At 72.1% G+C, this 13,612-nt stretch carries 11 protein-coding genes; 6 read left to right on the plus strand and 5 right to left on the minus strand.

The features are described from left to right. Nucleotides 1-62: 62 nt before the first annotated feature. Nucleotides 63-2,498, plus strand: a complete 2,436-nt coding sequence (locus tag ACFYRY_RS03685) for a right-handed parallel beta-helix repeat-containing protein (protein WP_389139577.1) — start codon at nucleotides 63-65, stop codon at nucleotides 2,496-2,498. Here the strand turns inward: ACFYRY_RS03685 and ACFYRY_RS03690 are convergent. After that, a complete protein-coding gene (locus ACFYRY_RS03690) occupies nucleotides 2,468-4,828 on the minus strand; it encodes a hypothetical protein (RefSeq protein WP_389139579.1) in 2,361 nt (786 codons plus the stop codon). The two genes, ACFYRY_RS03685 and ACFYRY_RS03690, sit on opposite strands and share 31 nt — an antisense overlap. A gap of 291 nt (nucleotides 4,829-5,119) precedes the next feature. Here ACFYRY_RS03690 and ACFYRY_RS03695 point away from each other — a divergent pair, with 291 nt between their 5' ends. Together ACFYRY_RS03695 and ACFYRY_RS03700 are read left to right on the plus strand one after the other, a co-directional pair. Beyond that, on the plus strand, nucleotides 5,120-5,950 hold the full coding sequence (locus ACFYRY_RS03695) for a DeoR/GlpR family DNA-binding transcription regulator (protein WP_389139581.1): 831 nt from the start codon (nucleotides 5,120-5,122) through the stop codon (nucleotides 5,948-5,950). A 62-nt stretch (nucleotides 5,951-6,012) separates the two neighbouring features. After that, complete coding sequence (locus ACFYRY_RS03700; RefSeq protein ID WP_389139583.1) at nucleotides 6,013-6,486, plus strand: SRPBCC family protein; 474 nt, start codon at nucleotides 6,013-6,015, stop codon at nucleotides 6,484-6,486. Nucleotides 6,487-6,544: 58 nt separating this feature from the next. On the opposite strand, the gene ACFYRY_RS03705 is transcribed toward ACFYRY_RS03700, so the two are convergent. Beyond that, entirely contained in the window at nucleotides 6,545-7,666 is a 1,122-nt protein-coding gene (locus ACFYRY_RS03705) for a PLP-dependent cysteine synthase family protein (protein ID WP_389139584.1), read from the minus strand. A 343-nt stretch (nucleotides 7,667-8,009) separates the two neighbouring features. Here ACFYRY_RS03705 and ACFYRY_RS03710 point away from each other — a divergent pair, with 343 nt between their 5' ends. Together ACFYRY_RS03710 and ACFYRY_RS03715 are read left to right on the plus strand one after the other, a co-directional pair. Continuing rightward, nucleotides 8,010-8,333, plus strand: coding sequence for a hypothetical protein (locus ACFYRY_RS03710; protein WP_389139586.1), 324 nt, complete (start codon nucleotides 8,010-8,012; stop codon nucleotides 8,331-8,333). 187 nt (nucleotides 8,334-8,520) lie between these two features. After that, the gene (locus tag ACFYRY_RS03715) at nucleotides 8,521-9,069 is read left to right on the plus strand and encodes an ATP-binding protein (RefSeq protein ID WP_389139587.1); all 549 of its coding nucleotides are present in this window, start codon (nucleotides 8,521-8,523) and stop codon (nucleotides 9,067-9,069) included. 124 nt (nucleotides 9,070-9,193) lie between these two features. On the opposite strand, the gene ACFYRY_RS03720 is transcribed toward ACFYRY_RS03715, so the two are convergent. The 3 genes from ACFYRY_RS03720 to ACFYRY_RS03730 are packed head-to-tail and all read right to left on the minus strand — an operon-like array spanning nucleotide 9,194 to nucleotide 12,806. Then, nucleotides 9,194-11,755 (minus strand): ABC transporter permease, encoded by a 2,562-nt coding sequence (locus tag ACFYRY_RS03720; RefSeq protein WP_389139589.1) that lies wholly within the window; start codon nucleotides 11,753-11,755, stop codon nucleotides 9,194-9,196. Then, the gene (locus ACFYRY_RS03725; protein WP_389139590.1) at nucleotides 11,752-12,510 is read right to left on the minus strand and encodes an ABC transporter ATP-binding protein; all 759 of its coding nucleotides are present in this window, start codon (nucleotides 12,508-12,510) and stop codon (nucleotides 11,752-11,754) included. The genes ACFYRY_RS03720 and ACFYRY_RS03725 overlap by 4 nt, the downstream gene beginning before the upstream one ends. Continuing rightward, nucleotides 12,507-12,806, minus strand: a complete 300-nt coding sequence (locus tag ACFYRY_RS03730; RefSeq protein ID WP_389139592.1) for an SHOCT domain-containing protein — start codon at nucleotides 12,804-12,806, stop codon at nucleotides 12,507-12,509. Before ACFYRY_RS03730 ends, ACFYRY_RS03725 begins: the two co-directional genes overlap by 4 nt. A 226-nt stretch (nucleotides 12,807-13,032) precedes the next feature. Here ACFYRY_RS03730 and ACFYRY_RS03735 point away from each other — a divergent pair, with 226 nt between their 5' ends. Further along, a complete protein-coding gene (locus ACFYRY_RS03735; RefSeq protein ID WP_389139594.1) occupies nucleotides 13,033-13,608 on the plus strand; it encodes a TetR/AcrR family transcriptional regulator in 576 nt (191 codons plus the stop codon). The last annotated feature ends 4 nt before the right edge of the window (nucleotides 13,609-13,612 follow it).

Here is a 13,612-nt window from a genome sequence, read left to right on the forward strand (position 1 = left end):
ACCGGCCGAACGCATTCGGCATCGACAACCCGCGTACCACGAGGTGGGGGCACAGCAGCGCCATGGCACAGGGCACCGTCCAGGTGACGCACACCGGCACATCGAGGTGGCGGCGCCGCACAGGTGAGTACGCGTCGCTCGCCGCTGCCCTGGAGGCCGCGGCCGACGGCGACGTCCTCACCGTCGCCCCCGGCACCTACCGGGAGAACCTCGTCGTCCAGCGGGCGGTCACCCTGCGCGGCCCCGACGGCTCCCCCGGGTCGGTGCGGATCGCGCCCGTGGACGGGGTGCCGCTGACCGTACGGGCCTCGGCCGTGGTCCAGGACCTGCACATCGAGGGCCAGGACGCCGCCGCTCCCGCCCTGCTCGTCGAGGAGGGCTCGCCGGAGCTCACGGACGTACGGATCGTCACGCGGTCCGCGTCCGGCATCGAGGTGCGCGGCGGCGCGCGGCCGACGGTGCGCCGCTGCACCGTCGACAACCCGGCCGGCATCGGCATCGCGGTACTCGACGGCGGCGGTGGGGTGTTCGAGGAGTGCGAGGTCGTCGCGGCGGGCCAGGCCGGTGTCGCCGTACGCGGCGGCGCGCACCCGCGCCTGGACCGCTGCCGGGTGCACCACACCTCGGGGGTGGGCCTGTCGGCGACCGGTGAGAACTCGGCGCTGGAGGCGGTGGGCTGTGAGGTCTACGAGGTTCGCGGCAGCGGTGTCCAGGTCACCGGCCGGGCGACCGCCCACCTCACCGACTGCGATGTGCACCGCACCACCGCCGACGGTGTCACGCTCGACACGGACGCCGTGCTGACCCTGGCCGACTGCCGTATCCACGACATCCCGGAGAACGCGGTCGACCTGCGCTCACGTTCGGTGCTCACGCTGACCCGGACCACGGTGCGTCAGTTCGGCCGCAACGGCCTGTCGGTGTGGGACCCGGGCACGCGCGTGGACGCCAACCAGTGCGAGATCTTCGACAGCACGGGTGACTACCCGGCCGTCTGGGTCAGCGACGGAGCGACCGCCGTACTGGACTCGTGCCGGGTGCACGACGTGCCGGACGCCCTGTTCGTCCTCGACCGCGGCTCCCGCGCGGACGTCGTCGACAGTGATCTCTCCCAGGTCCGCAACACCGCCGTGTCGGTGAGCGACGGCGCCACCGCCCAGCTCGACGACTGCCGGATCCGGGACGCGGCGACGGGTGCCTGGTTCCGTGACCACGGTAGTGGCGGCACCCTCAACAACTGCACCGTGGACGCCACTCAGACCGGTGTGATCGTCACCAAGGGCGCCGACCCGACGATCGAGCGCTGCACGGTCGACTCCCCCGCGGAGGCGGGCTTCTACGTGTCGGCGGGCGGCCGTGGGAGCTTCCTGAACTGCCGGGTGACGGGCAGCGGCGGCTACGGCTTCCATGTGATCGACGGCTGTCGCACGACGCTGCGGAAGTGCCGCACGGAGCGGTGCGCGCGCGGCGGGTACGAGTTCGCGGACGCCCCGGACGCGGCATCCGGAGCGGGCCCCGTGGTGGAGGACTGCACCAGCGACGAGAGCGGCGGCTTGAGGCCGCCCACCGCGCGGGCGACCGCCGTGGAGACGGTGCCCCACTCGCCGAGTCTGCTGGGTTCCATCCCCGGGCAGCGCAGCACCGAGCAGGTCCCGCTGGTCGCCGCCGCGGAGCCTGAGCAGCCGGCGCGGACCTCGAAGGCGGTGCTGGGTGAGCTGGACGCGCTGGTGGGCCTGGACAGCGTCAAGCGCGAGGTGCGGGCCCTCACCGACATGATCGAGGTGGGCCGGCGCCGTCAGCAGGCGGGTCTGAAGGCCGCGTCGGTCAAGCGCCACCTCGTCTTCACCGGCTCCCCGGGCACCGGAAAGACGACGGTCGCCCGCCTCTACGGCGAGATCCTCGCCTCTCTCGGGGTTCTGGAGAAGGGCCATCTGGTCGAGGTGTCCCGCGTGGACCTGGTCGGCGAGCACATCGGCTCCACCGCGATCCGCACGCAGGAGGCGTTCGACCGGGCGCGCGGCGGAGTGCTGTTCATCGACGAGGCGTACGCGCTGTCGCCGGAGGACTCGGGCCGTGACTTCGGCAAGGAGGCCATCGACACGCTGGTGAAGCTGATGGAGGACCACCGGGACGCGGTCGTGGTGATCGTCGCGGGTTACACCGCCGAGATGGAACGGTTCCTGTCGGTCAACCCGGGTGTGGCCTCCCGCTTCTCACGGACCATCACCTTCAGCGACTACGACCCCGAGGAGCTGCTGCGGATCGTGGAGCAGCAGGCCGAGGAGCACGAGTACCGGCTGGCGCCGGGCGCCACGGACGCACTGCTGAAGTACTTCGCGGCGCTCCCCAAGGGCCCCGCCTTCGGCAACGGCCGTACCGCCCGGCAGACTTTCGAGGCGATGGTCGAGCGGCACGCGAGCCGGGTCGCGCACCTCGACGACCCGAGCAAGGACGACCTGACGCTGCTCTACGGCGAGGACCTGCCCGACTCGCCCTGATCCTCTCCTTCGCGTCGCGGGGTGGGCAGGTCGGGCCGGAGCCGGCCCAACAGCCGTTCGCGTTCCTCGGCGAAGGCGGGGTCGGCCTGGTAGTCGGAGTGTCCGAGGATCGCCGCGGGCAGGGGGTGGCGCGCCGTACGCCCGTACACGAGCGGGTCCTTGAGAGCCTCGCGGTCCACCTCGGGGCCGCAGGCGCCGGTCAGGCGGACGGGGCCGCCGATGGGGTCGGTGGACCTGTACAGGTTGCGCCAGCAGTCCACGTCCTGGTGCAGGGCGCTGAGCGCCGCGGGGCCGAAGTGGGCCGGGAACCAGCGGCCGTAGAGGCGCTCCAGCGGGGAACCGTAGGTCAGCAGCGCGACGCGTCTGCGGACGGACGGGGTGAGCTGCCAGGCCGCGGCGGCGGCGAGCACGCTGCCCTGTGAGTGACCGGAGAGGACGAGCCGGCCACCGGTGGCCCGGGTCCAGGTCGCCATCCGCCAGGTCAGGTCGGGGACGGCCCGCTCGGCGTAGCAGGGCGGGGCGAAGGGGTGGGCGGCGCGCGGCCAGAAGGTGCCGACGTCCCAGAGGATGCCGATGGTGCGGCGCGCGGAGGGATCCTTGTAGGCGCGTCGGCCCCAGGTGACGAAGAGTATGAACCCGAGTCCGATCAGCCAGGAGCCCAGCGCCTGAGAGGCCTCGGCGGCGCTCTCGACGACGGCGTACGACCGCTGGGCCGCCGCGCCGGGTGTCTGGTCGGTGGTCATCGCACCGACCAGGGCCGCGGCCCCCAGAAGCAGGGTCGCGGCGGAGGTGACGGCGACGATCAGGGGCGCGCGGTCGGTGAGGGTGGCCATAGCGCGGATGCGGGCGATGCGACGGGTGCGGGTGAGGTCCTGCGGCTCGTCGGGGTAGTCGCGCTCCACCGCGGCCATTTCGAGACGGCGCAGCTGCCAGGTACGTCGTGCCAGCCAGCCGAACAGCGCCAGCAGTCCGAGGAGCAGCGGCGGGATCACCGACGCCTGCCAGGTGAGCAGGACCGGCGGGCCGGGGATGTCGGTACCGGTGCCGTCCAGCCAGTCGGAGACCCGTTGGGAGACGCCGCCGGACATGACTCCGCCGAGCGCGCAGGCCAGCATCGCGACGGCCGGGCCGCCCAGCCCGCGCATCGCGGCGCGCGCGTCGGGGTGCGCGCGGTGCAGTACGCGGGCGACCACGCCGAGGGCGATCACCAGCAGGCCCTGAATCAGGGCGATGCCGCCGAAGGTCGTGTCGCCGGGGAGCCGGCCGGCCGACGTCCACTCGGGGCGCTCCCAGCCGGCGTACACCGCGGCGAGGACCAGCAGGGCGACGGCGGCGAGCGGCAGCCGTCGTACGAGATGCTGGTCGAGTTCCCGGTCGAGGCGGTGTTCGCTGCGGCCCCGGCGGCAGACCACCCACACCACGCCGGCCGCGGCCACGGCCAGCGCCGCCTCCAGGAGCCGGCCCAGGACGTCGAGGAGTGCGGGGCCGCCGGGCCGGTGGTCGAAGCGCGCGGCCGAGGTGCCCACCGCCGCGGCGACCGTCAGCAGGCCGGCGGCGGTGTGGGCGGCGCGCAGCCGGGCGACCAGGCGGCGTCCGTACCAGAACCCGGGCCGGCTCAGTGCGGTGCGGCCGGTCTCCTCCTCGGGCTCCGGGGGACGGGACATTGGCTGCTGGGACTCGTAGGCGCTCCAGGTGCGGTGGGACAGGTACCACAGCAGGGCGGTGAGGGCGGTCGGGATCAGGGCGGCGACCACGAGCCGACGTCCGGGCCTGCTCCACCAGCCGCCGTCCGAGACCACGGGTGACAGGAACCCGAGCCAGGAGTGCCGCTCGGCGCACGCGCGGGTGCCCGCGCACTGCCAGGCCGCGAGATCCAGGGCGACCTCGCAGGCGGCGGCGACCAGCAGCACGGTCAGGGTGAGGCCGGCGAGTCGTACCAGCAGGCCGTACAGGCGTACGGTCCGTTTGCGGCCCCGGGCGGTGGGGCGCATCCAGTGGGCGAGGTTGACGACCATGAACGGCAACAGCAGCAGCCACAGGGCGCGGGTGCCGTTGCCGGAGGTGAGGTTGCACCAGACGTACGCCTCCGGCACCGGCCGCCCGCGGTGGTCGGCGGGCCGGGACTCGGCGTCGGCGTCCTCGGCGCGCCGGAAGACCGCCGCGATGTCGTCGCCGGAGATCCGCACCGTGCGTGGATCGTCCAGCATCTGTTGGGGTGTGGTTCCGCCGACTCCGTGAACCAGGAGTTCCAGGGCGGTTCCGGCTTCCCCGGGTTGCGGAACGCAGTCGTCCGCTCTCCGGGTCGAGGCATTGTCCTGCGCAGGTTCCACTGTTCGCACTTCCCCCGTGACGTGCCGTCGGCATCTGTCCGTGCGGCACCAGGATCGCCCCTGGGAAGCGCGGCGCACACCCTCCGTCACGGATTGTCCCCGATCCGTGTGACAGCCGAGGCCCGGATGTCGCCCTCGCTGACATGCGGGAGTCCGGACGGTCAGTGGCGCGACCCGGCGCGGCGCGTGCGAGGATGGGGCGTCCGCGCACCGGGGACGGGCAAAATGGCCTAGTCGGAGCTGGTGCGCGTGGCGTGTCGGGCGGCTTGAGGCGAAAGGACCGGAGCGTACGTGAGCGAGAATCAGAACCTCCTCGCGGAGCAGCGGCGCGCCCTGATCCTGGACGAGGTCCGTCGCCGTGGTGGTGTCCGCGTCAACGAGCTGACCCGCAAGCTCGGCGTGTCGGACATGACGGTGCGGCGCGATCTGGACGCGCTCGCCCGCCAGGGTGTGCTGGAGAAGGTGCACGGCGGTGCCGTTCCGGTGGTCGAGGCGAGCACGCACGAGCCGGGGTTCGAAGCGAAGTCGGGTCTGGAGCTGACCGCCAAGGAGGACATCGCACGGGCCGCGGCGGAACTGGTCACGGCGGGCAGTGCGATCGCGCTGTCGGGCGGTACGACGACCTACGCGCTCGCGCACCAGTTGGTGGACGTGGCGGATCTGACCGTCGTCACCAACTCGGTGCGGGTGGCCGATGTCTTCCACGCGGCGCAGCGCACCTCGGGTCCCCGGCAGGGCGCGGCCACGGTGGTACTGACCGGCGGGGTGCGCACTCCGTCGGACTCGCTGGTGGGGCCGGTGGCCGACCAGGCGATCGCGGCGCTCCACTTCGACGTACTGTTCCTGGGTGTGCACGGGATATCGGTCGAGGCCGGCCTGTCCACGCCGAACCTCGCGGAGGCGGAGACCAACCGGCGGCTGGTGCAGTCCGCGCGGCGGGTCGTGGTGGTCGCCGACCACACCAAGTGGGGGACGGTGGGCCTGAGTTCCTTCGCGGCGCTGGAGCAGGTGGACACGCTGGTGACGGACGCCGGGCTGTCGGGCTCGGCCCGCGCGGAGGTGTCGGAACATCTGCGGCGGCTGGTCGTGGCGGGCGAGCCGGACGATGCGGCAGACGGGTGACTGACCGTCAGCTAGGGTGATATGGCCCGGTCAACTACCTCTCTTTCCGCGGGGGTTCGCCCATGGCTCGCCAACTGCGTCCGGTGGAACTTGAGTTCGTCGAGGTCGCGCCCGTTCGTTTTTTCTTCGAGCAGGAGATGTCCGCCGCTCCGGAGGCCGTCTTCGCTGCGCTCGCCGACGACGTGCCCGGCTGGTCCGAGTGGTTCGCGTCGGTGACGTCCGCCCGGCCCGTCGACGGCGGAGCCCGGCGTGACATCCGGCTCAAGGGCGGGGGCCGCTTCCTGGAGACGGTGATCGCCGTCAAGCCGCCCGAGGTGTACGGGTACCGCGTCGACCGGACCAACGCGCCGGGAGCCCGCGCGCTGGCCGAGGAGTGGCGGCTCATCCCCTCGGGCGCCGGTACCCGGGTGCGGTGGACCTTCGCCGCCGACGGGACGGCGGCTTTCCGGCTGGTGGTGAGGCTCGCCCGCCCGGGCCTCGGACGCGCCTTCCGGGGTGCCGTCACCTCGCTGGACCGGCGACTGGCCGCGCGCTGAGACCGGGGGGTCAGCGTAGAGAGGGCGTGCGGGCGGGGCTTTGGTCTTCAGGACCCTCCTAGCGCCAGACGCCCGTCTCCAGCAGCGAGGTGATGGCCGCGGAGTACGGCGCGATGTCCAGGCCCTGCTCGGCGAGCCAGGCGTCGGAGTAGTACTTGTCCAGGTAGCGGTCGCCCGGATCGCACAGCAGCGTCACGACGCTCCCCTGCCGGCCCTCGGCCACCATCTCGGCGACGATCTTCAGCGCGCTCCAGAGCCCGGTGCCGGTCGAGCCGCCCGCCCTGCGGCCGATGGCCCGCTCCAGGGCCCGTACGGCGGCGACGCTGGCGGCGTCCGGGACCTTCATCATGCGGTCGATCGCGCCGGGCACGAAGCTCGGCTCCATCCGGGGGCGGCCGATGCCCTCGATACGGGAGCCGCAGTCGCACGTGACGTCCGGATCGCCGGTGGTCCATCCCTCGAAGAAACACGAGTTCTCCGGATCGGCGACACAGATCCGGGTGTCGTACTGCATGTAGTGGACGTAGCGCGCGAGGGTCGCCGAGGTGCCGCCGGTGCCGGCCGTGGCGACGATCCACGCGGGCTCCGGGAACCGCTCCAGCCGGAGTTGGCGGAAGATGGATTCGGCGATGTTGTTGTTGCCGCGCCAGTCCGTGGCCCGTTCCGCGTAGGTGAACTGGTCCATGTAGTGGCCGCCGGTCTCCACCGCGAGGCGGGCGGACTCCTCGTACATTTTGCGAGAGTCGTCCACGAAGTGGCACTGCCCGCCGTGGAACTCGATCAGGCGGATCTTCTCGGCGCTTGTCGTGCGCGGCATCACGGCGATGAAGGGCACACCGATCAGCTTCGCGAAGTACGCCTCGGACACCGCCGTCGAACCGCTGGACGCCTCGATCACCGGGCACCCCCGCCGGATCCAGCCATTGCACAGACCGTAGAGGAACAGCGACCGGGCCAGCCGGTGCTTGAGGCTGCCGGTCGGGTGGGTCGACTCGTCCTTCAGGTAAAGGTCGATGCCCCACCGCTCCGGCGTCGGGAAACGGAGCAGATGGGTGTCGGCCGAGCGGTTGGCGTCGGCCTGGACCTTGCGGACGGCTTCTTTCAGCCAGCCGCGGTAGGCGGCGTCGCTGTGGTCGACGTCGAGGGTTTCGCCGGTCCGGGTCGGTTGGGGGGTACTCACGGCGGGGCTCCTTAAGCTGCGCGCCGACAGCGGGTCGCGCGGCCGACACGCCGATCATAGACACCTCCCGCACGCTTCTCACCTGCATAAACACACCTTTGAGCACCTCAAAGGCGCCCCTGGGGGAGTGCGGCGCGCAGACCTGGGGGCGCATTCACGCGAGTGCTCCGGACACTCTCGGCGAGGGGGCCGTGCACACTGGTGCTCGACGGCGGGGGCGGGCAGACTGCCCGACGGGACGAAGGTCCCGAGCGGGGGCGCACACTGGATCACGACGCGAACAGGACAACGGCCCATGCGGGAGCGGGGGTCGGTGCCCACACGCACGAGGGGGCGGGGCGGGATGGCGGAGCCTGAGTTCACGGCGACGGGCGTGCGGATCGGGAAGTGGCTGCGCTCGCTCACCCGGGCCGGGCAGGTCCGGATCAGCGACGGCAGGCTCGAGTTGCTGACCAGTTACGGCAGTGAGATCGACAGCGCGCCGGTCCAGGCGGTGCGCGCGTCCAGGCCCTGGTTCGCGCCGGAGGACCGAGCCCTGGCGGACCTCAACGGCAAGCGCTACCTGCTGACCCTCGGCGAGCACGATCCGGCCCCCGGCGAGCCGGGGCCGCCCGCGGCACGCCGGTTCATCGAGGCCGTGCGGAAGGCTGCGGGGCGTAGCCACTGAGTCACCATGAGTTGCGGGACCGCGCCCCTTACGTCACGCTGGTCTCACGTCACTCTGGGTTTACCGGCGACAACGCTGCGAACCAGCCCCGCCGGCCACGACAGCAGGCGGCTGTGGCACGCAGACACTTGCTGGATCGATCCGAACTCCGTGTTCTTCCGGACCTCTACGTCGGGGAGTCGCAGCCGTGATCAGTCACCCAAGCAGGCACTGCACGGTGGAGCTCCAAGCCCTGCCGTCGCGGATCGGCCAGGTCCGCAGAATCGTATCGGCGCAGTTGCGCTACTGGCATCTCGATCCACTCATCGACCGGGCGGCACTCGGTGTGACCGAGTTGTTGACCAACGTCCACCGGCATGCCAAGCCCGACAAGACGTGCACCGTGGAGATCGAGCTGGTGCTCGACCGGCTCAAGGTCTCGGTGCGCGACCACGACCCGCGTCTGCCGGTCGTGGGATCCATCGAGAACGCGGACGCGCTCGCGACCTGTGGGCGTGGGCTCGCGATGGTCGCCGCGGTGAGCGAGAGCTGGGGCGTGCGGCCGGACGGCGAGTCCGGCAAGGTCGTGTGGTTCACACTGCCGACGAAGACGTCGTCGTCCGCACGGACGAACTCCGCGCGTCCACCGCGGCGCAAGGTCGTCGAGAAGCCCGCGCACCGCTTCACGGAGGCCGAGCAGCCGGTCGACCCGCGCAGGCCGGAACACGCTCCCGCCCGGTCGGCCGTTGCCGGTTGACCGGGCGGTGACCACTGTGCCACCGGGGCGCTGCGCTCGTCGGCGCTGATCCCTCCAGTCGCGGCCACGCACACGGAGTTGGTCGTTCGGGCACCCTGGAAGTGGGTGTCCGCCTGCCGTGGCCTCACTCCGTGGCGATGGCTCGCAGCACGTCCAGGCGGGCCGCGCGTCGGGCCGGGCGCAGGCCCGCGAGGGCGCCGGTCGTGACGCCGATCAGCGCCACCACGCCGAGTCGCAGCGGTGACACCGCGAAGGCGAAGGCGCTGTCGCTCGTACCGTCCGAGGCCTTGACCAGCACCCACCCGAGGAAGGTGCCGAGGGTGAGCCCGCCGACCGTACCGAAGGCGGCCACCAGGACCGACTCCCAGCGGACCATGGCGCGCAGTTGGGACCGGGTCTGCCCGACGGCCCGCAGGAGGCCCAGTTCACGGGTGCGTTCGTGGACCGCCAGCGTCAGGGTGTTGGCGATACCGAGGAGCGCGATGAGCACCGCGAGGGCGAGCAGCGCGTAGACGAGGGTCAGCATCATGTCGATGCCTCCGGCCGAGGACCGCGCGTACTCGTCGCGGGTCTGCACGTCCGGGTTGCCGTACTGGTCGGCGACCTTCTCCACGGCGGCCTTGCCCGCGTCGGCGCTCACGCCGTCCTTGAAGGTGACGGCGAGAAGGGTGTCGGAGTCCTGGATGCGGTGCGGGGCCCACGCGGCGCGGGTGATGACGTAGTCGCCGGCGAGTTCGGACCGGCCGTAGACCGCACGGACGGTGAAGGTCTCCTTCGTGCCGTCGGTGAAGGTGAGGTCGGTCCTGTCGCCGGTCCTCAGACCCTGTGAGTCGGCCTCGCTCTCGGTGAGGGCGATGCCGTCCGTGCCGAGGCCGCGCAACGAGCCGTCGATCTTGCCGAGGTCGAAGGTGCGCTCCAGCGCGAGAGGGTCGGTGACGGTCAACGCCCGTCCCCTTCCGTCGACTTCGGCGACCCCGCGGCCGAGTCCCACGGCCGTGTCCACCTCGGGCAGCCGCTGGACCGCTCCGGCGAGCCGGGGGCTGAGACCGCTGCCGCCCGCTCCGAACGACGGGGTGCTGACGGCGACGTCACCGGCGAAGGACCGGGACACGGTCTGGTCCATGGTCGCCTTCAGCGACGCGCCGAACACCGTGAACAGCGACACCACGGCCACGCCGATCATGAGTGCGCCGGCGGTGGCCGCCGTCCGCCTGGGACTGCGGAGGGCGTTGCGCCGGGCGAGCTGGCCGGTGACGCCCCGCACCGTGTCGAGGGGGCCGCCGAGGACGCGTACGACGGTGGTGGAGGCGACCGGGCCGAGGACCACGAAGGAGGTCAGGGCCAGGACGGCGCCGGTTCCCGCCAGCCAGAGGGACGGTGACACCAGGACGCCGGTGAGGGTCACGGCGACCGCGAGGGCGGCCAGGCCCATGCCGGTGACGGCACGGGCGCGGGAGGCTCCGGAGGTGTCGACCGCGGTCTCGCGCAGGGCGGCCAGCGGCGCGGTACGGCCGGCTCGCACGGCGGGCAGCAGGGCGGACCCGAGACAGACCACGACGCCGACCGCGAGGGGCAGGACCATCGACAGAGAGCTGATCACCAAGTCCCCCTCGGGGAAGGGGAATCCGATGGCCGGGAACAGCGCCTGCAGTCCGGCCGCGATGCCGATGCCGCCCGCCAGACCCGCGGCCGACCCGATCAGGGCCACCGCGCTCGCCTCGACGAGGGTGACTGCGGTGACCTGTCGGCGTGAGGCGCCGAGAGCACGCAACAGGGCGTTCTCCCGGGTGCGTTGGGCGACGACGATCGCGAAGGTGTTGTGGATGGAGAAGGTCGCCACCAGCAGGGCGACGCCGGAGAACACGAGCAGGAAAGCGGTGAAGACGGTCAGGAACCGGCTGGCGATCATTTCGGTGTTCTCCTCGGCGGACTGCTGACCGGTGATGGCCTCGACCCCCTTGGGCAGCACGGAGGTCAACCGGTCGACGAGTTCCCGCTGGCTGACGCCGGGGTCGGCGCGTACCAGGATGCTCGCCGCCTCGCCGGGCCTGGCCGTGAGGTACCTCTCCGCGTCGGCCTGGGTCATGCCGGTGAAGGTCACCTGGGCCATGCCGTCCTCGCCGCCGAAGGTCGCGAGGCCGACGATGGTCACCTTGACGGGGTCGGGGGTGCGCAGGGTGGTCGTGTCGCCGATCCTCAGGTGGCCCTTGTCCGCGGTGCCGCGGTTGACGACGACCTCGCCGGACCGTGCCGGAGCGCGGCCCTCGGCGAGCCGGTACGGGTTGAGCTCGGGGTCGGTGATCCAGTTGCCGGCGCGGGTGGGCGGGCCCTGGCCGCCGATGGGCTTGCCGTTCGCGCCCACGAGCTGGCCGGTGCCCTGGATGTCGGGCGTGACGGCCGCGACGCCCGGGACCTTCTCGACGGTGTCCGCGAGGTCCGTGGCGACGGGCTGCCGTACGCCCTGGCTCTCCCCGGGAGTGGTGATGTCGTCGGCGCTGCGGACCACCGCGTCGGTGCCGCTGGTCGCGTTGCCGAACATGGTGTCGAAGGCGGCACGCAAGGTGTCACCCATGACGAGCGTTCCGGCGAGGAAGGCCACGCCGAGGAAGACCGCGAGGAACGTTCCCGCGAAGCGCCGCCTGTGGCTGCGCAGGGAGGACACGCTCAGACGTACGGCGGCGTTCATGAGGGCACCTCGAAGGCTTTCATACGGTCCAGGACCTTGTCGGCGGTCGGGGACTCCAGGCGGTCGACCAGGCGTCCGTCGGCGAGGAAGACGACCTCGTCGGCATGGGCGGCGGCGACCGGGTCATGGGTGACCATGACGACCGTGCTGGCCGTCCGGCGCACGGCGTCACCGAGGAGGCCGAGGACCTCCCCGCCGGAGCGGGAGTCGAGGTTGCCGGTCGGTTCGTCGGCGAAGACGACGTCCGGCCGGCCGGCGAACGCGCGGGCCACGGCGACGCGTTGCTGCTGGCCGCCGGAGAGTTCGGCGGGCCGGTGGTGGAGCCGCTCGCGCAGGCCGACGGCGTCCACCAGCGCGTCGATCCACTCCGGGTCGCCCCTGCCGCCCGCGAGGTCCAGCGGCAGGGTGATGTTCTCGGCGGCGGTCAGCGTCGGCACCAGGTTGAACGCCTGGAACACGAAGCCCACGCGGTCGCGCCGCAGCAGGGTGAGGCGACGGTCGTCGAGGGTGCCCAGCTCGGTGTCGCCGATGTGGGCGGCGCCCGAGGTGAGGGTGTCGAGGCCGGCCGCGCAGTGCAGCAGGGTGGACTTGCCGGAGCCCGAGGGCCCCATGATCGCGGTGAAGCGGCCGGCCGGGAAGTCGACGCTCACCCCGTCCAGGGCCCGCACGCCGGTGTCGCCGCCGCCGTACACCTTCACGGCGTCGACGACCCGGGCGGCGGGCCGCGTGCCGGTCGTGATCGTCGTGGCGGTCATGCCGCGCCGCCCTTGCCGGTACGGCCGAACTGCTCGTCCAGGACCGACAGCCGGCGCCAGTACTCGTCCTCGTCGATCTCGCCGGAGGCGAAGCGGCGGCCGAGCATCGCGATCGGTGAGTCGCCGGAGGGGCCGGAGGGGCCGGTGTCGGTCGTCGCGCGCCACGGTCCACGGCGGCCGCGCCAGACGGTGCGGCGCAGGACGGTGACGACGCCGATCACGACGGCCGCCCAGATCAGCGGGAAGAACAGGATCCACGGGCCGGGGCCGCCGTCCCAGTTCGCCAGGGTCTGCATCTCGGGTCATCTCCTCGGTGAGGTCTTTCGCTGATGTCTCGAGACTCCCGCCGGGGAGGGGGCCGGGTCGTCGTACGGCCGGCGACAGTACGCGTACCTCCCGGGGAGTACGCATGGACGTATCCGCTGCTTCTCAGACCGCTCCTCAGCAAGGGACCGACTTCAGCCAGGGATCGACTCCAGCAAGGGATCGACTTCTGTAACTACTAGTATGTACAGTCAGCGTATGAGCACTTCGGACCGACTGATCGAGTCCACCCGTGAGCTGCTGTGGGAGCGGGGCTATGTCGGCACCAGCCCCAAGGCCATCCTGGAGCGAGCGGGTGCCGGACAGGGCAGCATGTACCACCACTTCAAGGGCAAGCCCGATCTCGCCCTGGCCGCGATCCGGCGCACGGCCGAGGAGTTGGGGGCCACCGCGGAGGGAGCACTCGGCGGGCCGGGCACGCCGTACGAGCGGATCGAGGCCTACCTGCTGCGCGAGCGCGATGTGCTGCGCGGGTGTCCGATCGGGCGGCTGACGATGGATCCGGACATCGTCGCCAGCGACGAGTTGCGGGCGCCGGTCGACGAGGTGCTGGACCGGATCCGCGAGCGGATCGCCGGGATCGTCGAGGAGGGCAAGGAGCTGGGCCAGTTCGCGCCCGCGCTGGACGGCGAGGAGATCGCCGCGACCGTCCTCGCCACCGTCCAGGGCGGCTATGTCCTCGCCCGCGCGTCCGGTTCGCCCGCCGCTTTCGACGCGGGCGTGCGGGGACTGCTCTCGCTCCTCTCCCCCCAGGGCAATACCCGTACCCGGTAAAGGA

The organism is Streptomyces sp. NPDC005263 (assembly GCF_042872365.1).
Taxonomy (GTDB): domain Bacteria; phylum Actinomycetota; class Actinomycetes; order Streptomycetales; family Streptomycetaceae; genus Streptomyces.